We start from the raw sequence: 17,846 nt of genomic DNA, 5'->3' as shown, positions 1-17,846 counted from the left end.
CGGGCCGATCGCGGGCCTCGGGCCGATCGCGGGCCTCGGGCCGATGAACTGGATCTGCTTGCCGGTGGCGACGGGCGGGGCGTTCGGGAGGCTGAGCATGGGGAGATCCTGGGTGGCGCGGCCGCGTTCGCGGGTCTCCGAGAGGCTCTCGGGATCGTCGCGGCCGGCGGTGGGACGCTGCTGAACCAGCCGGCTGACATCCTGACCATGACGGCGAAGCCCGAGTGTCACGCCGCGCTGACCGCGGCCGGCGTTCCGGTGCCACCGGCGCTCGGACCGGTCGACGGTTACGCGTCGCTGCGCGCGGCGATGACGTCGGCCGGGTGGAACCGGGTCTTCGTGAAACCGGCCTACGGCTCCTCGGCCTCCGGGGTCCTGGCCCTGGCCGTCGGCGGGCCGCGGATCATGGCGGTCACCTCGGTAGAACTGAGCCAGGGCCGCCTCTTCAACAACCTGCGGGTGCGCCGCTACGACGACGAGGCCTCGATCGCCACGATCGTGGACCGGCTCGCCCCGGACGGCCTGCACGTCGAACGCTGGTATCCGAAGGCCTCCCTCGGCAACCGGGTCCTCGACCTGCGGGTGGTCGTGATCGCCGGACAGGCCCGGCACGTCGTCGTCCGGACCAGCCGATCCCCGATGACGAACCTGCACCTCGGCAACGCCCGCGGCGACGTCACAGCGATCCGCGCCGCGGCGGGCGAGCAGGCCTGGTCGGCCGCGATGCGCTCATGCGTCCGCGCCGCCGCCTGCTTCCCGGACACCCTGCACGCCGGAGTCGACCTGATGTTCCGAGCCGGCTGGCAGGACCACGCGATCGCCGAGGTGAACGCGTTCGGCGACCTCCTCCCGAACGTCCTCACGGAGGACGGCCTGGACACCTACGGCGCCCAGGTAGCCGCAGTCCTCCCCCGTCTCCGCTAGGCCTCATCTCGGCGAACCCGGGCCACCCTGCCGGATGATCGAGACAGGCTCTCCACCAGCAAAGATCCAACGGCGGGCATCACCATCCTGATGTACCCAACCGCGTCCCCGGCCGGACCGCCCCCCATGCCGCTCAGCGTTCAACCTTCGGCCGGCGGGAGCACCCCATCGGTGCCTGCGGGGCGCCAGGGAACCACGACCGGCCCCGGGCGAGGCGACCCGGCGGGCCGTTGGGACGGCCATCGCGACCGCCGAGGCGGCCAGAGCACGCCATCGCAACCACCAGGGCGGCCAGAGCAAGCCATCGCAACCGCCGGGGCGGCCACGCGACCGCCGGGGCGGACAGAGCACGCGATCATCGCCGACCCTGCGGTGCGGAACACGATCACCCGCACGCGACCGGCGGCAGCACCCGATCGGGTTGCGTCTGCGCCTACCGGCCACGCGAACGGGGCGGCAGACGCACGCAAACCCAGACCGCGTGCGCCCACCGCCCACCCAAGGGCGGTAGGCGCACGCAAACCCGCACCGCGGACACCTACCGCCCACCCGCGGGGCGGTAGGTGCACGCAAACCCAGACCGCGGACACCCACCGCCCACCCAAGGGCGGCAGGCACACACAAACCCGCACCGCGGACACCCACCGCCCACCCAAGGGCGGTGGGCGGGCGCGCCCGGCGGCCGGGAGCTGTTCCGCCCACTCGGCGGCTGGCTGGAAGGGACAGCTCCTGGCCGCCGGGCGCGGCTGTGGGTCAGGTCTGGACCATGGGGTGGTATTCCTCGGCGGTCAGGGCGAAGGTCCAGGCGACGCCCTCCCGGGCGGTCCTCGTCTGCGGCGGGACGCGGAGCCAGTAGACGCGGCTGGTGCCGTCGGGCTCCGGGGTGGCGTTGATGACCTCGACCATGACCAGGGGCTCGTCGCCGGGGAGGTCGAGAAACCACAGGGTGCCGGTCTCGTCGGCGTTCAGCTGGCGAGCGCCGGCGTCGCGGAGGTAGCGCTCGTAGCCGTAGTGCTCCAGCATCACCCGGCGGATCTCGGCGTTGTCCTCACGCTGGATGCGGTCGACGGTGAGCGACGGCAACTCGGCGGCCAGGGTGGCCGGGATCGGCATGCCGCGCCAGGCCCACAGGCCCCAGCCGTCGGGGAACTCCATGGCGGCACCCTCGCCGCGGTGCAGCCGGCCGACGTTGTCGCGGGCCAGCAGACCCGGCCGCTCGGTCAGCACGGCGGCCAGCTCGTTCGCCCACCACCAGCCGGTGTGCCGGGCCACCTGGGCCAGACCGGTCAGGCCGCGGGTCAGGCCGGCCTCCGGGAGCAGCCGGTCGGCGGCCTCGAACGTGCTCAGCCAGGTGCCGTCGTGCTGACCGTAGATGGCGTCGAGCACCGGGCGGCGGACCGCCCGGCCGGTCTCGCCCGGGAACTCGGTGGCGATGTCCTCGCCGAGCCGCAGCCGCAGCCGACCGGCGATCAGGTCCATCACCAGCGCCCACGAACGGCGGCCGGCGGCGGCGCTGAGCTGGGCCCAGCCGTCAGCGCCCAGTGCCTCGACCGCCGCCTGGCGCGCGGCCGCCCACGGCTCGGTCCGCACCCGGCGGCGCAGCGACCGGCCGGCGGTCTCGCCCGGTGTCCAGCCCTGGCGGCGCAGCTCGGCGTGCGCCTCGGCGAACCAGGCCGGGTCGTCCGGGCCGGGCCCGGGCGCGCCGGCGAGCAGCGCCACAGCCGCCGCGCCCGCGCGCGGCGACCCGAACCAGTAGATCCGCTCGGGCGGGGTCGCGCCGGCCAGCCGGTATGCCTCGCGGACCCCGGCCTCCGCCTCGGCCCGCACGGCCGGAGCGGTCTCCACGGCCGCGGCCAGCCACTGGTCCTCGACGGCCGCGGCCATCGCCTCCTGCTCGTGAGTCAGCTTCATCGCGAACCTTTCAGGGAACCCCGGCCTCAGCCGCGGAGCGGAAACGAAACCTTGCAGAGCGGATCAGCGACCAGACGCCGCCAACGAACGGAACCCTGGCGGAGCGGGCCAGCGACAGCCCACTCGCCGTCGAGGCCGAGCGGATGTCGCCCGGAGCGCAGGAGCCCGACGCGCGAGGGCGAAGACGACCCGAGCACAGGAGCCCGACGCGCGAGGGCGAAGACGACCCAAGCGCAGGAGCCCGACGCACAAGGGCGAAGACGACCCGAGCACAGGAGCCCGACGCGCAAGGGCGACCGGGGCGCAGGAGCCCGACGCGGCGGCGCGGGTCCGTGTCATTGCTGCCGGATTCAGCCGCAGGGAACTGGCAACGCGTTGGCCCGGGCACCCGGCGGCCGGCCGGAGAACTCGTAACCCTCGTGGTCCATCGGCCGGAACCCGGCCGGAAGCGCCACCCCCACCCGGCCGGCGAACGGCCCTGCCACCCGGCGGCCAGGGGGAAACCCGAATCCGTCGTGGGCCGGCACCCGACGGCCTGGCGGAAGCCCGAACCCGTCGGCCTCCACGATCCCGCGGCTGCGGAGAAGGCGGTCGGTGAGCGTGGCCATCAGTCGGCGACCGGACGGAACGCGCCAGGAATGTACTCCCGCTGGCGGACGACCCGGTAGTGCCCGGCGGGGAGCGCGATCGGACCGTGCTCCTCGTGCGAGACCCGGCCGTGCGTCGGCACCTCGACGAACATCCGCTCCGGGTCGTCCAGATCGGCGACCAGGCGCAGGCCGGGACCGCCGACCACGTGGGCGTGCCCGGTCGCCTCGCCGCGCGCCAGCACCATCCGGCCGCGGCGGTCGTGGGGCACCGGCGCGCACGCGGGCACCTCGGCCTGGTCCACCGGGATGATCAGCACATCGCCCTGCCGGTACATCGGGACCTCCAGAAAGAGCTCGTCTCGGACAGGAGAGAAGCTATCGCCGGGGTACGACATTTTCGGAGCCGACCGCAGCGGAGCCGCCCGGCACCGGACCGCTGCCGCCCGGCGCCAGGCCGCTGGTCGACAACGCGTCCCTCCGCAGCACCTGCAGCAACTCCTCGTAGGGCCCGATCAGATAGGCCTCGTCCCCGGCCGCGAACCGGGTGTCCCTCCGTGGTGGATGCTCCAGCACTCCGCGATCGGCGACCCGGCGGATCGCCACCACCCGGGTACGCGCCGACAAATCCTGCATGGCCAGCCCGTCCAGCCCGCCACCCGGCGCCACCGTCAGCCGCCCGACCAGCATCAGCTGCGCGCCGACGTAGAACGTGGCGAGCACGTCCAGCCCGAGCGCCGCCCCGACGAACCATGGCGCGGCCAGCGCCGCCGTGGACCGGGCCAGCCCCAGGCCGAAGGTGCGTTCGACGGTGGCCGCGAGCGTACGGTCGAAGAGTCGCAGCACCACCGGGACCTCGCCCCACCGCTCGCCGAGCCGGTCCCGCACGGCCAGGCCGGTCTCCAGGTTGACCAGGTCGTCGTTGGTGAGCACGGCGACCGCGCGGGCCGAGCCGAGCTGGACCCGGTCGAGGGTCCGGGTCAGCGTGGCGTCCGCGATGATCACCGGTACGCCGCTGTCGCGCACCTGGTCGACGTAGCGGTTGTGCTCGTCGGACTCGATCACCACGACCTCGGTGCCGGTCGCGCGCAGGCGTTCCACCACGCGGACGCCGACCGAGCCGATGCCGATCACCACGACGTGGTCGGTGAGCCGGTCGAGCAGGCGGTCGCCCAGCGCCTCTTGGATCTTGATGGAGACCAGGACGTTGGTGAGCAGGGCGATGAACGTGGCGGCGAAACACGCCCCGAGCACCATCAGGGCGATCGCGAAGCAGCGCAGCCAGGGCTCCTGGTCGCGGAAGTTGAAGTCGCCGTAGCCGACCGTGGCGATCGACTCGACCGAGAAGTACACCGCGTCGAGCAGGGACATCCGCGTGCCGTCCGGCTCCCGGTAGCCGAGCTGCAGGATCAGGATCGACGTGTTCAGCAGCAGGATCAGTGCGATCAGGGCGTACAGGAATCGCCGGTCCAGCGCGCGCCAGACGGACCCGATCAGATTCAGCCCTCGTGCCCACCGACCGGGTCCGGCGTCAGCCGGGTCCTCGCCGCCGTCGATCACGCCGGCCGCGGTGAGTTCGTCCGGGGAGGCCAGCAGGGTGACCAGGTCACCGGGCCGCACCGGGTGGTCGCGGCCGGGACAGATCACCACGTCGGCGCCGGTCGCCGGGGTGACCGCGAGCGGGGCGAGCGAGCCGTAGCGGGAGCGCAGCGTGCCGGTGAAGTCCGCGGTGACCTGGGCCGCGACGAACGGGTGGCCGTCCAGGTCGAGTTCGTGGGTGCCGGTCCGCAGGCAGGCCTCGACGACCGACGGCGCGGACAGCCCGGCCACGTCGAGGACGCTGATCTGCATCGCCGACATAGCCCGGCCGACCGCCGGATTGCGCAGCTGGACCACCACCCGCACGTCCGGGCGCCGCTCGCGCATCAGCAGCGCGGCCTCCAGGGTGTGCAGGTCGTCGGCGAGCACGCAGATCACCGCGACCGCGCCGGGCAGGCCGGCCTCGTCGAGGGTCTCCTGCAGGCGCGGGCTGCCGACCACGACCGGCACGCCCCAGCCGCGGACCACCCGGACCAGCCGCGGGTCCGCGTCGTCCTCGACCACGACGACGCGGACGCCGGCGTGGTAGAGCTGCTCGACGGTCCGCAGGCCGACGTCGTCGAGACCGCAGACGATGATGTGCCCGGACCAGTCCGCGGCGCCGGTGTCCGTCTCCGCTTCGCCGGCCATGCCGATCACGCTATCCAGGCGCTATCGGTCGCATGCCGGAATCGCGGTGAACGTCGAACCTGTGCCAGAATTGCCGGAATTCCGTAGGTTTGCCCCGCCGGTAAGGGGGCACAGCCCTGCAACGGGGGTGATGTGGTGCCGGACGTGTACGAGGACCTGGACGTCCTCGCGGACCGTTATGCCCGCGCCGTGCTCGTGGCGGATCCACCGGCCCGGCGGCGGCTGCGCGACCGGTTCGTCCGGGCGGCCCTGCCCTTCGCCGGGCGGCTGGCCCGCCGGTACCGCGGTCGCGGCGAGCCGGCCGACGATCTGGAGCAGGTGGCCCGGCTGGCGCTGGTGAAGACCGTGGACCGGTTCGATCCGGGGCGCGGCTCGTTCACGGCGTACGCGATCACGACGATCACCGGGGAGATCAAGCGGCACTTCCGGGACCACACCTGGGGGGTCCACGTGCCCCGCGGCCAGCAGGACCGGGTGCTCGAGTTCATCCACGCCCGTACCGTGCTGACCGCCGAACTGGCCCGCACCCCGACCGTCGCCGAGCTGGCCGGTCACCTGGGTCTCGAGGAGGCCGAGGTGGTCGGCGCGCAGACCTCGGCGGCCGCGCACAGCACCGAGTCGCTCAACGCGCCGCTCGGTGACGCCGACGGCGCCGAGGTGGGTGACCTCTTCGGTGACCTGGACGGCAAGCTGTCCCTGGTCGACGATCGGACCACCGTGGCGGGGCTGCTGTGCGAGCTGCCGGGCCGCGAACGGCGGCTGCTGGCCCTGCGGTTCTGGGGCAACCTGAGCCAGGCGGAGATCGCCGACGAGCTGGGCATCTCGCAGATGCACGTGTCCCGGCTGCTCGGGCGCACCCTGACCTGGCTGCGCGAGGCGATGCTGTCGGACACCCCGCCACCGTGGACCGGCGCCGGCGGGCCGGAGCACCGGGTGCTGGTCAAGGCCCGGTCCGGTGGCGTCCGGGCGGCGGTGCACGGCGAGATCGACCGGGACAACGCCGACCAGGTGCGCCGGGCGCTGGTCGCCGCGACCGTCGGCTGCGTCCGGGGGCGGCGGCTGACAGTGGACCTGTCCCGGGTGCCGCTGCTGAGCGCGGCCGGGATCGGGATGCTGGTCGCGGTGCGTGCGGTGGCCCGTGGCCGGGGCGTGCCGATGGTCCTCACCGGAGTGCAGCCGGCCGTCGCCCGGGTCCTCGTCATCGCCGGCCTGCGCGAGCTGCTGACCGAGGCGTAGCGGGCCGTCCGGTGTCCGGATTCCCTCGGACAGCCGACCGGAACGCCGACCCTGTGCGGATCGGGCCCGCCACGGTTAGGGTGACAAGTCCACGCCGTCGGTCCACACCGGGCCGTCGCCTGCGGGGACCCTGGCACAGCATTCCGGGCGGGGGAAAGATGACGGGCTCGTTCGCGGTGAGCAAGCACGACGACGGCGCGGGGGTCATCCGCCTCGCGGTCCGCGGTGAGATCGACGACGAGGTCAGCGACGCGCTGGCCGAGATAGTCGCCAACGCTGCCGCGCAGCCCGGCGTGACGATGCTGGTCATCGACTTGGAGAAGGTGCGGTTCCTGGCCGCGGCGGGCATCCGGGCGCTGCTGGAGGGCCGGGCCGCGGCGCTGCAGCACGGCCGGGCGTACCAGGTGGTCAATCCGCGGGGCGTGGTGCACGGGGTGCTCGCGACCACCGGGCTGCTCAGCCTCTTCCAGACCGCGGTCCGCCGCGCACCGGCCTCACGGGCGCGACTCGGCTCGTAGCCTACGGACGGACGCCCGATTGTTCGTACCGATAAAAATCGGTCGTCAGCGGGCTGGATCCGCACGTGCGAGGGTGGCCCAGACGACCTTGCCGCCCTCGGCCGGGACCGTGCCCCAACGCCTGGCGAATTGCTCCACCAGGAGAAGCCCGCGCGGCGCGGTCGTTGTCAGGGAAAACCCCTCTTCGGTACGGGGTGCAGCGCTCGACCCGTCCCGCACCGCGATGAGCAGACAGCGGCGCCCGAGCGAGAACCGCAGGTCGATCATCGTGCCGGCGTGCACCGCCGCGTTCGTGACCAGCTCCCCCGCCACGATCCGGGCCGGGTCGCTCAGATGCGGCAGATCCCACCGGGCGCACGCCTCCCCGGCCAGCCAGCGGGCGTGCGCGGCCGCGCCGGAGACCGGCAGCAGGCTGTCGGCCAGCCACGGCATCTGATCGCGGTGCTCGACCCGCAGCGCCTCGGTGGTGCTGGCGAGCACCGGCAGCCGGCCGTAGCGACCGGTGGCGAAGTGCTCGGCGATCTCGTCGCCCGGGTCGCTGAGCAGCAGCGGAGTGCCCGGCCACATGGCTGCCTGGCGGGCCACCGAGCCGAAGACGGCAAGCGCCACCGGCTCGCGCACCTCCAGGCCGGACAGCTCGGCGATCACCGCGTCGGGCTGCTCGACAAGGCATTTCAGCAGCGTGGCACGGATCTGCGGCGCGGTCTGCGCGCACAGGTCACCGGCGAGCCGGACCACGGTCCGGGTGCCCACCTGGCTGACCGTGCAGCTGATCCCCGCCATATCGCCATTCTCGCCGAGGTACCGGCAAATCCCGCATACGATTTGCCACCTGTCTTCCTGCCATCCGGCAGTATGCCCACTGGATGAGTTTCTACACCCGGCTCTGTCCTTCGGCTGACAGGATCACGCGGCCGGTCGTGCCATCGTCGGTCGGATGGAGCTGCGAACCAGGTTCACCGCGGAATTCGGACTGACCACACCGATCGCGCAGGCCGGCATGGCGTTCGTCGCCATGACGCCGGAGTTGCCGGTCGCGGTCAGCAACGCCGGAGCGCTCGGCGCGCTGGGCGTCGGCATGCTGCCCGCGCCGGCGCTCACCCAGGTCATCGCCGGGATCAAGGCGGGCACCGATCGGCCGTTCAACGTCAACTTCATCACCGGGTTCACTCAGGACGACCAGATCGACGCGGTGTGCGCGGCGGGTGTGCCGGTCGCGTCGTTCCACTGGGGACACCCGCCACGGGCCTGGATCGACCGGCTGCAGATGGCCGGGGTGCGGGTGTTCGAGCAGGTCGGAACGGTCGACGCGGCGAAGCGGGCGGTGGACGCCGGCGTGGACGTGGTGGTCGCGCAGGGCCTGGAGGCCGGCGGGCACAACTATGCGACGTTGCCGACGTTCGTGCTGGTGCCGCTGGTGGTGGACGCGGTCGCGCCGGCCCTGGTGCTCGCGGCCGGCGGGATCGCCGACGGGCGCGGGCTGGCGGCGGCGCTGATGCTCGGGGCGGACGGCGCGTGGATCGGGACCCGGCTGGTCGCCACCGACGAGTCCGGCGCGCACGAGGGGTACAAGGAGCGGCTGGTGGCGGCGGAGGCGACCGAGACGGTACGGACGTCGCTGTTCGGCCCGGAGACCCCGGAGTTCAACCCGATGCGGATCCTGCGGAACCGGGTGACCGAGCAGCCCCCGGCGGCCGACGCGGCCCGGCCGGTGATCGGGCGGACCAGCCTGGGCGGGCCGGAGATCGAGATCCCGCGGTTCTCGAACCTGGTGCCGACCCGCGCGACCAGCGGCGATCTCGAGGAGATGCCGCTGCTGGCCGGGCAGGGGGTCGGTCTGGTCGACGGGGTGAAGGGCGCGTCCTCGGTGATCGCCGACATCACCGCGCAGGCGGTGGACGTGCTGGGCCGCTACCGGCCGGTGATGTAGCCGTCCGGGGCAGCGTTACCTGGTGATGTGCGCGGCCCGGCTGGGCCGGCAGTGGGCCGGGGGAACCACGCTGTCCTGCCGGGCGGGGCCGGGCGATCGGTCGTACCCTGCTGGGATGGACGACATCACGGCACTGATCATGGAGGATCACCACACGTTTCGGGTGGGGTTCGCTCGGCTTGACGATGCCAAGGGTGCGGAGCAGCTGAAGGCTGTCTGGGAGCCGCTGGCACTGCATCTCGACATTCACGCGGACGCCGAGGAGGAGATCCTCTACCCGCACCTGCTCACCGACAGCGGTGGTGACGAGGCGGAAGAGGAGACCGACGACGCGATCAAGGACCACAACAAGATCCGCGACGGGATCGCCGAGGCGGGCAAGCACCCGGTCGGCTCGGACCCGTGGTGGGCCGGGGTGTGGCAGGCGCGCACCGAGAACAGTGAGCACCTGGCCGAGGAGGAGGACGAGGTGCTGCCGGACTTCCGCAAGCACGCGACTCCGGAACTGCGGGCCGAGCTGGGCGCGAAGTGGCTGAAGTTCTTCGCCGACCACCCGCAGGGCAAGGGTCTGGACTTCCACAACAAGGACCCGGAGAAGTACATCGAAGAGCACAGCTGACCGGTGCGGAACGGGGGCTGCCGACCGGGCGACCGGCAGCCCCGGCGAGGTCAGTTGTGGGTGGCCGCGAAGACGATCAGGCCGATGACGGCGATCGGGATCAGCAGGCCGAGCCAGGTCAGCGGGCGTTCCATCAGGCCCGGGCCGGGGTCCATCGGCGGGCGGCTGGGCGCGTACGGGTTCGGCTGCGGGGCCGGCAGGTTGGCGACCTTGCCACGGCGGAACAGGTTCATCAGCACCGTGAACGGGGTGATGATGAACGAGGCTTAGCCGTACCAGCCCTGCACCAGGGTGCGCGAGGTCATGTGGCGGAACACGCCGAGGCCGCAGTCCCGGCAGAACGGGCCCTCGTTGCTGAGGAACCGCATCACGATCAGCATTCCCTGGTGGCCGCGGAACTTGGCCTGGGCGGCCGGGATCGAGCCGCAGAACCGGCAGGCCAGCACCCCTTGCGGAGCGAACGTGGACTGCGGCGCCTGGTACTGGCCCGGCGAGGTGTACCCGGACGGGCCCGGCTGACCGGAGTACGGCGCCGGGATCTCCTGCGCGAGAGGCGCCGGCTGGCCCGGCTGCCCCTGGTAGGCCCCAGGGCCCGGGTAGGCACCCGGAGCGGGAAATCCGGGGGCGGACGGCGGCTGGGACATGGTCACCTCGTAGCGGTAAAGAACCTGTGAGCGCGTCAGGGTAACCGTTGATCAACCGCCGCCGCTGCCCCGCCCAGGTCTCGGTACCGCAACGTAAAACCAGTGGTCAGCGGGCCAGCCAGTCGGTCATCAGGTCCACGGTGCGCAGACCGGCGGCGGTGAACGGATCGTTCAGGGTGCCGTGCGGCGCGCCCGGGAGCAAGTGCACGGTCGTCTCGACGCCGGCCGCGCGCAGCTGCTCGGCGTAGAGCTCGCCGGAGCGGCGCAGGGTGTCCGCCTCGCAGTTGACGATCAGGGTGGGCGGGGTGCCTGCCTGGTCGCCGACGCCGGGGAACGCGTACGGGTCCGCCGTCCCCGCGGCACCCGCGTAGTGCACGCTCAGCTCCCGGATCCACTCCGGCGAGAAGTACACCGCGCTCGGCTCGTCCCGGATCGCGGCCAGCCCGGCCTCGTCCCAGCCGGACAGTTCCGGGTGCACCGCCGGGTACGCCAGCAGCACCGACGCCGGCGGCCGCCCCTGACCGTCCCGCAGCCGTTTCGCCACCCCGGCGGCCAGGCTGCCGCCCGCGCTCGCCCCGCCCAGGTGCATCTTCGCGGCCGGCACCCCGAGCTGCTCGGGATGGTTCACCGCCCACGCCCAGCCGGCCAGCACGTCGTCGGACGGCGCCGGATAGGACACACCGTGCAGCGCCTTGCGGTAGTCCAGCGACAGCACCGGCACCCCCCGCGCGGCGAGCATCAGCCCGGTCCAGTGCGCCTCGGGCATGGCCAGGTCACCCCAGACGAACGCCCCGCCGTGCACCCAGACCAGCGCGCACTCCGCGTCGCGGCCCGGCGCGCGGTAGAGCCGGGCCGGCACGCCCTCGATCGGCGGCGTGCTGACCTCGACCGTGGCCAGCTCGGGGAACCGGGCGAGCAGCTCGGCGTGGTTCGGACCGGAGTTCGGCATGTTGCCGGCGATCTCCAGCATCCGTACGAAGTCGGGCACCGGCGGCAACTCGCCCGCCGCGGCGCCACCGAGCACCGCCCGCTGCACCGGGCGCGGCAGGGTGCGCAGGGCCTTCATGGCATACCCGAGGAAGGTCGCCCGGGCGCGCGCCTGGCGCGGCAAAGCATCGCTGAGCTGGCTGTGAGTCACGGCCCCATCTTCCCCGGCGCCCGCCGCACGGTCGAGCCACGGCGTGTCGATCACGAAGCGGCGGGCTACCGTCGACGGGTGGACGTAACCTCTCCGGCCCTGACCCTCACCCATCGTTTCGCGGACGCGCTGCCGGAGATGGCGGTTCCGTGGCAGGCCGAGGACGCCCCCGCGCCCCGCCTGCTGGTCGTCGATCTCGAGCTGGCGGCCGAGCTCGGGCTCGACGCCGAGCAGCTCACCGTCGGCCTGCTCACCGGCACCGAGCCGCCCTCGGGCGCGACGCCGGTGGCGCAGGCCTACGCCGGGCACCAGTTCGGCGGCTACTCCCCTCGCCTCGGCGACGGCCGCGCCCTGCTGCTGGGCGAGATCGACGGACGAGACCTGCACCTCAAAGGCTCCGGCCGCACCCCGTTCGCCCGCGGTGGCGACGGTCTCGCCGCCGTCGGGCCGATGCTGCGCGAATATGTGATCAGCCGCGCCCTGCACGCCCTCGGCATCCCCACCACCCGCTCACTCGCGGTGACCGCCACCGGCCGCACCATCCGCCGCGAGGAGTTGCTGCCCGGCGCGGTGCTGGCCCGGGTCGCGGCCAGTCACCTGCGGGTCGGCAGTTTCCAGTTCGCCCGGGCGACCGACGACCTCGACCTGCTCAAACGGCTCGCCGACCACGCGATCAGCCGGCACTACCCGGCCGCCGAAGGCGACTACGTGGCCTTCTTCGACGCCGTGGTGGCCGCACAGGCGGCGCTGATCGCGCAGTGGATGCTCGTCGGGTTCGTGCACGGCGTGATGAACACCGACAACATGACCATCTCCGGCGAGACCATCGACTATGGACCGTGCGCGTTCATGGAGGCGGTCGACCCGGCCACGGTCTACAGCTCCATCGACACCGCCGGGCGGTATGCCTACGGGAACCAGCCCGGGATCGCCCAGTGGAACCTGGCGCGCCTCGCCGAGTCGCTGCTCCCGCTGTTCCACGACGAGCAGGAGCAGGCGGTCACCCTCGCGGTGGCGTCGCTGGAGCGTTTCGGGCCACACTTCGACACGGCGTGGACCGCCGGCATGCGGGCGAAGCTGGGGCTCACGACCGATCCGGATCGGCCGCTGCTGGATGATCTCGCGACGCTGCTGCGGGCCGCGCGGGTCGATTACACAAGCTTTTTCCGTACGTTGTCAGCAGCGGCCCGGGGCGAAACCGAGCCGGCCCGGGCCCTCTTCCTCGACCCGTCCGGTTTTGACTCCTGGGCGGAGCGCTGGCTGTCGCTGGCCCCGGACGCCGACGCGATGGACCGGGTCAACCCGGTCTACATCCCGCGCAACCACCTCGTGGAGGAGGCCCTGGCCGCCGCGACCGCCGGCGACCTGGAGCCCTTCCACCGACTGGTCGAGGCGGTGTCCGATCCGTATCAGGAGCGCCCCGGCCTGGCCCGCTACGCCGAGCCCGCGCCCGGCGACTTCGGTCCCTACCAGACGTTCTGTGGCACCTGAGTTTCCTCCGGCAGGTTCTGCGGCGGCTGAGCTTCCTCCGGCAGATTCTGCGGCGGCTGAGCTTCCTCCGGCAGATTCTGCCGCGGCTGAGCAGAACCGGACCGCGATCATCCGACGGTGACCGTGACGGTGTGCCATCCGGTCGCACCGTCCGGGAACGGGGTCGCCCGCTGCTCCGGCTGCACCGCACCGGTCTTGTCGGTGGCGCGCACCGCCAGGGAGTGCGGCCCCGCGCTCGCCTTCCAGCTGTAGCGCCACTGCACCCACGTGTCGATCGAGGCCGTGGGCAGCAGTTCCGCCTCCGACCAGGCGCCGCCGTCGACGCTGACCTCGACCTTGCCGATCCCTCGCTGCTGGGCCCAGGCGACGCCGGCGACGGTCACCGGGCCGGCCGCCATCCGGGCGAACGGTTTCGGCTTGTCGATCCGGGACGCGGTCTTCACCGTGCCCTCGGCACCCCAGCCACGCTCGACCCAGTACGCGTCGAACCGATCAAAAGTGGTCAGCTCGAGCTCGGTGACCCACTTGCAGGCGCCGGCGTATCCGTACAGTCCGGGGGTCAGCATCCGGACCGGGAAGCCGTGCTCGAGCGGCAGCGGCTCGCCGTTCATGCCGACCGCGAGCATGGTGTCCCGGCCGTCCAGGGCGGTCACCACCGGCGTGCCGATCGTCATGCCCTCGACCGAGCGGGCCACGATCTGATCCGCGCCGGCCTGCACGCCGGCCTCCCGCAGCAGCGCCGCGAGCGGCACACCGAGCCAGCGGGCGGTGCCGATGTACGGGCCACCGACCTCGTTGGACACGCAGTTCACCGTGATGTCCCGCTCGATCAGCGGTCGTCTCAGCAGGTCGGCGAGGGAGAGTTCGATCTCCCGGTCGACCATGCCGTGGATCCGCAGCGACCAGGTGGCCGGATCGATCCGGGGCACCGTGAGCGCGGTGTCGACCCGGTAGAACGTGCTGTTCGCGGTCGTGAAGCCGGGTGCGATCCCGCCCGGCAGCGGCGGCGCCGGGTCGGCCGCCGCGGGGAGCTCGAGCGCCTCGCGGGAGTTGCCGAGAGCCTTGTCGCGTTGACCGGTGATGCCCAGTGCGCCGAACTCGGCGACACCGGCGCCGGCCGCGAGCATACCGAGGCGCAACACCAGCCGACGATCAAAACCAGTCTCCGGTACGACAGGTGCCGCGACCGGTACTTCTGTCTCGGCGACCGGTGCTTTTGTCGCGGCGACCGGTGCTTCCGGCGCGGCCGCCTTCGCTACGGTTCGAGGGCGGAGCAGCCACCACAGGGTCGCCCCCGCCACCACCGCTCCGGCCAGGGCCGGGATACCGTCCCACACCACCGCCGCCGGCCGGGACAGCGCCGCGGCGACTCCCACCACTCCCAGCACCCCGGTGCCGACCGGGATCGCCCGGCGCCGGCGTGCCCCGAGCATCCCGGTCACCACCGCGAGCAGGAGCAGGACCAGGGAGATCACCGACAGCAGGACCGGCTTGTCGTTGGTGCCCAGCTCCCGTACGGCGAATTCTTTGACCGGTGTCGGCGTCGCGTCGATGACCGCACCGCCGACGACGACCAGCGGTCCGGCGCCGGGCCGGGCCGCGGCCGCGATGAGTTCCGCGACCGCGATCCCGAAGCCCGCGGCGACCATCCCGCAGACCGCACCGCGTAGTCGGCCCGTCATCAGCTCTTCGGCATCAGGACGGAGTCGATGATGTAGACGTTGGCGTTCGCGGTCTGCACGTTGCCGCAGATCACCGACGCCGTGCCGCCGACCATGAAGTTCTCGCCGCTGCCGGTGACCGTCAGGTCGTCACCCTGCAGGGTCTTGTGGGTGCCGGCCAGGTCCGCCGGGGTCAGCTTGCCGGGCACCACGTGGTAGGTGAGGATGCTGGTCAGGGTCTTCTTGTCGGCCAGCACCTTCTTCAGGTCCGCGGCCGGGATCTTGCCGAACGCGTCGTTGGTCGGCGCGAAGACGGTGATCCCGTCGGCGGAGTTCAGCGAGTCGACCAGGCCGGCCTGCTTGACCGCGGTGACCAGGGTGGACAGCAGCGGGTTGCCGGACGCCGCGGTCGCGACCGGGACCTGGGCCATCGCCTGGAAGCTGCCCTTGTTCGACGCGTCGGTCGGCACCGCGGCGCAGCCCGCACCGAAGTTGACCATCGAGTCGGTCGCCATGCTCGGTGCCATGCTGGGCGCCGCCGTGGTCATCGTCGGCGCCGCAGCGGCAGTGTCGTCCTTGGTGCTGTCCGAGTCGCTGCCACAGGCACTCAGGGAGATCGCGAAGAGCGTGGCGGCGGTCAGAGCGGTGAACTTGATGGCGCGCATTGGTCGTTCCTCCAAATATCGGGTTTTTTCACCCTTGTTCCGGGACCTTCACCCTTTATTCGGAGCGACCCATCTGCCGGATTGGTGGAACCTCAGAGAAGTTTCACGGCGGCCACCATCGGGACGGTGGGCGTGACCGAACCACCCGGCGGCTCGATCGTCACGCCCACATCGGACGCCGACGCGATGCCCTCGACCACCTTCACCACCTGGGACTGACCGACGGCGAGAGCGCCCTCGGAAATCGGGGTCGAGGACCGGACCGTCCACAGCTGGAAGACGTGCCCGTCCGCCGGGGCGGCGTCCGCGTCCAGCAGGATCACACCCGCGTTGTCCTGCTTGGAGAACGCCACGGTGACCCGGCCGCCGTCACGCAGCTGCTCGCCGCGGACCTCGACGTCGGGCGAGCCGAGGATGCCACGCACCCGGGACTCCTGATCACGAACAGCCTGGGCGGTGGCCTGCTCACGGCGTACGCGATCGTCTTGCACTTGATAGGCGATCGTTCCCGCGGCAGTCGCCGCGACCACGACGGCGGCCGCGGCCGACAGCAGGTGACGGCGGGTCATCCGGCGGCGCTCCCCCGCCGCGGCGGCCGCGACGACAGTGGGCGCGGGTGCCTGCGGGGGCAGCTGCCGGGTTGTCTTGATCTCGGCGAGGACGTTCTCGCGCATCCTCGGCGACGGCACCGACCAGGTGCCACCGGCCAGCATGGCGGCGGTCTCGCGGAACTCGTCGACCTCGGTGCGGCACGTCTCACACTCGGCGAGGTGGCGATCAAAAGCGGCCCGCTCGATGTCGTCGACAGCGTCCAGAACATAGGCGCCGGCCAGTGAGTGTATGTCGGCGATCATGCGGTCACCTCCGCGCCCAGGCAGTCACGGAGCCTGATCAGCCCGTCCCGCATCCTCGTCTTGATGGTTGCCAGTGGTGACCCGAGCAGCTCCGCGACCTGCGGATACGAGTATCCCTGGTAGTAGGCCAGGTTGACCGATTGGCGTTGCAGCTCGGTGAGGCCCTCCAGGCACGACCGCACGTGGCGCCGCTCCAACCGCCCGGACACCTCGTCCTCCACCGAGTCGTAGGGGGTGTCGATCGCCGCCGCGCCGGCCTTCATCGTGCGATCGGTAGCGGACTGCTCGGAACGCACCCGGTCAACCGCCCGCCGGTGCGCGATGGTGAACATCCACGAGGTCGCCGAGCCGCGCGCCGGATCGAAGCGGGCCGCGTTGCGCCACACCTCGACCAGCACCTCCTGGGCGACCTCCTCGGCCTGCCCGGGGTCTCGCAGCACTCGCCGGACCAGGCCGTATACCCGCGGCGCGACCAGGTCGTAGAGCCGGGTGAACGCTTTCTCATCACCGCGAGCCACCGCCCGCAGCAGTTCGTCGGGACCCGCCTTCTCCGGATCAGGCTGATCCGGATCGGGCACCGGGGTGAGATGCTCCGCCCGGCGGCCCCTGCCGCGCTCCACCATGAATGTCCGCCCTTCGCCGCATACAGTCCTTCGACGCGGATTCGGAGCCGAGTCGCCACCGGATGGGTCCGGGCGCATCTCAATCTCACCACGCTACGCGGTACGGGCCGTCCGGACTGACCAGGTCACCCCAGACGCTGCGTGTGAAGTTCAGGCGCGCAGCGCACCGAAACTCCCCACACAACCAGCAACCCACCGCTACGTGTGAAGTTCACGCGCGCACCGCACCGAAACTCCCCACACAACCAGCAACCCACCGCTACGTGTGAAGTTCAGGCGCGCACCGCACCAAAAGTCCCCACACAACCAGCAACCCACCGCTACGTGTGAAGTTCAGGCGCGCAGCGCACCAAAAGTCCCCAGGCAGGCAGCAACCCACCGCTGCGTGGGGAGTTTGGGCGGGTAGTGCACCGGGACGGGGCGCTCAGCACGGGTTAGGTAGCCTCACCGCCATGATCGTTGTTGGGAACGTCCTGGTCGGGCTGGTCGCGCTGATCCACGTCTACATCCTCGTGCTGGAGATGTTCCTGTGGACCAAGCCGCGGGGGTACAAGGCGTTCGGCCTCACCCCCGAGTTCGCCGAGCAGACCAAGACGCTCGGGCTGAACCAGGGGCTCTACAACGGGTTCCTGGCGGCCGGCCTGATCGCGGGTCTGATCGCCGGCGGTGACACCGGGTTCGCCGCGAAGGTGTTCTTCCTGGTCTGCGTCGCGATCGCCGGCGTGGTCGGCGCGCTGACGGCGAGCAAGCGGATCCTCTACGTGCAGACCGTGCCCGCCGTCCTCGCACTGCTCTTCGTGATCTTGGGACATTAAG

18 protein-coding genes are annotated in these 17,846 nt (G+C 72.0%); 7 read left to right on the top strand and 11 right to left on the bottom strand.

Annotated features, from left to right (window positions below):
- The first annotated feature begins 48 nt into the window (after positions 1 to 48).
- Positions 49 to 924, top strand: coding sequence for an STM4014 family protein (locus Apa02nite_RS37600; RefSeq protein ID WP_307872021.1), 876 nt, complete (start codon positions 49 to 51; stop codon positions 922 to 924).
- A gap of 753 nt (positions 925 to 1,677) precedes the next feature.
- Here Apa02nite_RS37600 and Apa02nite_RS37595 read toward each other — a convergent pair.
- From Apa02nite_RS37595 to Apa02nite_RS37585, 3 genes are all read right to left on the bottom strand, one after another.
- Positions 1,678 to 2,835 carry a DUF6745 domain-containing protein gene (locus tag Apa02nite_RS37595; protein WP_203829295.1) on the bottom strand — a complete coding sequence of 386 codons (1,158 nt, stop codon included), beginning with the start codon at positions 2,833 to 2,835 and terminating at the stop codon, positions 1,678 to 1,680.
- Between the two features lie 607 nt (positions 2,836 to 3,442).
- Positions 3,443 to 3,760, bottom strand: a complete 318-nt coding sequence (locus Apa02nite_RS37590) for a DUF8820 family protein (RefSeq protein WP_203829294.1) — start codon at positions 3,758 to 3,760, stop codon at positions 3,443 to 3,445.
- A 40-nt stretch (positions 3,761 to 3,800) separates the two neighbouring features.
- Complete coding sequence (locus Apa02nite_RS37585; protein ID WP_203829293.1) at positions 3,801 to 5,651, bottom strand: NAD-binding protein; 1,851 nt, start codon at positions 5,649 to 5,651, stop codon at positions 3,801 to 3,803.
- A 135-nt stretch (positions 5,652 to 5,786) separates the two neighbouring features.
- Here Apa02nite_RS37585 and Apa02nite_RS37580 point away from each other — a divergent pair, with 135 nt between their 5' ends.
- Together Apa02nite_RS37580 and Apa02nite_RS37575 are read left to right on the top strand one after the other, a co-directional pair.
- Positions 5,787 to 6,887, top strand: coding sequence for a sigma-70 family RNA polymerase sigma factor (locus Apa02nite_RS37580; protein ID WP_239164814.1), 1,101 nt, complete (start codon positions 5,787 to 5,789; stop codon positions 6,885 to 6,887).
- Between the two features lie 158 nt (positions 6,888 to 7,045).
- A complete protein-coding gene (locus tag Apa02nite_RS37575) occupies positions 7,046 to 7,405 on the top strand; it encodes an anti-sigma factor antagonist (protein WP_203829291.1) in 360 nt (119 codons plus the stop codon).
- 45 nt (positions 7,406 to 7,450) lie between these two features.
- Here the strand turns inward: Apa02nite_RS37575 and Apa02nite_RS37570 are convergent, their stop codons facing one another.
- Positions 7,451 to 8,188 carry an STAS domain-containing protein gene (locus tag Apa02nite_RS37570; protein ID WP_203829290.1) on the bottom strand — a complete coding sequence of 246 codons (738 nt, stop codon included), beginning with the start codon at positions 8,186 to 8,188 and terminating at the stop codon, positions 7,451 to 7,453.
- 154 nt (positions 8,189 to 8,342) lie between these two features.
- Between Apa02nite_RS37570 and Apa02nite_RS37565 the strand changes: the two genes are divergently transcribed.
- Positions 8,343 to 9,335 (top strand): NAD(P)H-dependent flavin oxidoreductase, encoded by a 993-nt coding sequence (locus Apa02nite_RS37565; RefSeq protein WP_203829289.1) that lies wholly within the window; start codon positions 8,343 to 8,345, stop codon positions 9,333 to 9,335.
- A gap of 115 nt (positions 9,336 to 9,450) precedes the next feature.
- Complete coding sequence (locus Apa02nite_RS37560; RefSeq protein WP_239164813.1) at positions 9,451 to 9,954, top strand: hemerythrin domain-containing protein; 504 nt, start codon at positions 9,451 to 9,453, stop codon at positions 9,952 to 9,954.
- Between the two features lie 50 nt (positions 9,955 to 10,004).
- Here the strand turns inward: Apa02nite_RS37560 and Apa02nite_RS37555 are convergent, their stop codons facing one another.
- From Apa02nite_RS37555 to Apa02nite_RS37545, 3 genes are all read right to left on the bottom strand, one after another.
- Positions 10,005 to 10,187 carry a hypothetical protein gene (locus tag Apa02nite_RS37555; protein WP_203829288.1) on the bottom strand — a complete coding sequence of 61 codons (183 nt, stop codon included), beginning with the start codon at positions 10,185 to 10,187 and terminating at the stop codon, positions 10,005 to 10,007.
- A gap of 33 nt (positions 10,188 to 10,220) precedes the next feature.
- Positions 10,221 to 10,604, bottom strand: coding sequence for a hypothetical protein (locus tag Apa02nite_RS37550; RefSeq protein ID WP_203829287.1), 384 nt, complete (start codon positions 10,602 to 10,604; stop codon positions 10,221 to 10,223).
- A gap of 100 nt (positions 10,605 to 10,704) precedes the next feature.
- Entirely contained in the window at positions 10,705 to 11,736 is a 1,032-nt protein-coding gene (locus Apa02nite_RS37545; RefSeq protein ID WP_203829286.1) for an alpha/beta hydrolase, read from the bottom strand.
- A 78-nt stretch (positions 11,737 to 11,814) separates the two neighbouring features.
- Here Apa02nite_RS37545 and Apa02nite_RS37540 point away from each other — a divergent pair, with 78 nt between their 5' ends.
- Entirely contained in the window at positions 11,815 to 13,227 is a 1,413-nt protein-coding gene (locus Apa02nite_RS37540; RefSeq protein WP_239164812.1) for a protein adenylyltransferase SelO, read from the top strand.
- Between the two features lie 107 nt (positions 13,228 to 13,334).
- Here the strand turns inward: Apa02nite_RS37540 and Apa02nite_RS37535 are convergent, their stop codons facing one another.
- The 4 genes from Apa02nite_RS37535 to sigK form a co-directional block, all read right to left on the bottom strand.
- The gene (locus Apa02nite_RS37535) at positions 13,335 to 14,909 is read right to left on the bottom strand and encodes a molybdopterin-dependent oxidoreductase (RefSeq protein ID WP_203829285.1); all 1,575 of its coding nucleotides are present in this window, start codon (positions 14,907 to 14,909) and stop codon (positions 13,335 to 13,337) included.
- Positions 14,909 to 15,553: a fasciclin domain-containing protein gene (locus Apa02nite_RS37530; protein WP_203829284.1), complete on the bottom strand. Its 645-nt coding sequence runs from the start codon at positions 15,551 to 15,553 to the stop codon at positions 14,909 to 14,911. Before Apa02nite_RS37530 ends, Apa02nite_RS37535 begins: the two co-directional genes overlap by 1 nt.
- Before the next feature lie 92 nt (positions 15,554 to 15,645).
- Positions 15,646 to 16,407, bottom strand: coding sequence for an anti-sigma factor (locus Apa02nite_RS37525; RefSeq protein WP_203829283.1), 762 nt, complete (start codon positions 16,405 to 16,407; stop codon positions 15,646 to 15,648).
- Positions 16,404 to 17,030 carry an ECF RNA polymerase sigma factor SigK gene (gene sigK / locus Apa02nite_RS37520; protein ID WP_203829282.1) on the bottom strand — a complete coding sequence of 209 codons (627 nt, stop codon included), beginning with the start codon at positions 17,028 to 17,030 and terminating at the stop codon, positions 16,404 to 16,406. Before sigK ends, Apa02nite_RS37525 begins: the two co-directional genes overlap by 4 nt.
- A gap of 452 nt (positions 17,031 to 17,482) precedes the next feature.
- On the opposite strand from sigK, the gene Apa02nite_RS37515 reads away from it, so the two are divergent.
- Positions 17,483 to 17,845 carry a DUF1304 domain-containing protein gene (locus tag Apa02nite_RS37515; protein WP_203829281.1) on the top strand — a complete coding sequence of 121 codons (363 nt, stop codon included), beginning with the start codon at positions 17,483 to 17,485 and terminating at the stop codon, positions 17,843 to 17,845.
- Position 17,846: the final 1 nt, after the last annotated feature.

Source organism: Actinoplanes palleronii, from assembly GCF_016862315.1.
GTDB classification, from domain to species: domain Bacteria; phylum Actinomycetota; class Actinomycetes; order Mycobacteriales; family Micromonosporaceae; genus Actinoplanes; species Actinoplanes palleronii.
The sequence above is the reverse complement of the archived record's forward strand: the minus strand, read 5'-3'. Positions and strand labels throughout refer to the sequence as shown.

Coding starts and splice junctions, on each gene's coding strand:
- Apa02nite_RS37595 (WP_203829295.1), bottom strand. CDS start 2,835: ATGAAGCTGACTCACGAGCAGGAGGCGATGGCCGCGGCCGTCGAGGAC.
- Apa02nite_RS37590 (WP_203829294.1), bottom strand. CDS start 3,760: ATGTACCGGCAGGGCGATGTGCTGATCATCCCGGTGGACCAGGCCGAG.
- Apa02nite_RS37585 (WP_203829293.1), bottom strand. CDS start 5,651: ATGGCCGGCGAAGCGGAGACGGACACCGGCGCCGCGGACTGGTCCGGG.
- Apa02nite_RS37575 (WP_203829291.1), top strand. CDS start 7,046: ATGACGGGCTCGTTCGCGGTGAGCAAGCACGACGACGGCGCGGGGGTC.
- Apa02nite_RS37570 (WP_203829290.1), bottom strand. CDS start 8,188: ATGGCGGGGATCAGCTGCACGGTCAGCCAGGTGGGCACCCGGACCGTG.
- Apa02nite_RS37565 (WP_203829289.1), top strand. CDS start 8,343: ATGGAGCTGCGAACCAGGTTCACCGCGGAATTCGGACTGACCACACCG.
- Apa02nite_RS37560 (WP_239164813.1), top strand. CDS start 9,451: ATGGACGACATCACGGCACTGATCATGGAGGATCACCACACGTTTCGG.
- Apa02nite_RS37555 (WP_203829288.1), bottom strand. CDS start 10,187: ATGAACCTGTTCCGCCGTGGCAAGGTCGCCAACCTGCCGGCCCCGCAG.
- Apa02nite_RS37535 (WP_203829285.1), bottom strand. CDS start 14,909: ATGACGGGCCGACTACGCGGTGCGGTCTGCGGGATGGTCGCCGCGGGC.
- Apa02nite_RS37530 (WP_203829284.1), bottom strand. CDS start 15,553: ATGCGCGCCATCAAGTTCACCGCTCTGACCGCCGCCACGCTCTTCGCG.
- Apa02nite_RS37525 (WP_203829283.1), bottom strand. CDS start 16,407: ATGATCGCCGACATACACTCACTGGCCGGCGCCTATGTTCTGGACGCT.
- sigK (WP_203829282.1), bottom strand. CDS start 17,030: ATGGTGGAGCGCGGCAGGGGCCGCCGGGCGGAGCATCTCACCCCGGTG.
- Apa02nite_RS37515 (WP_203829281.1), top strand. CDS start 17,483: ATGATCGTTGTTGGGAACGTCCTGGTCGGGCTGGTCGCGCTGATCCAC.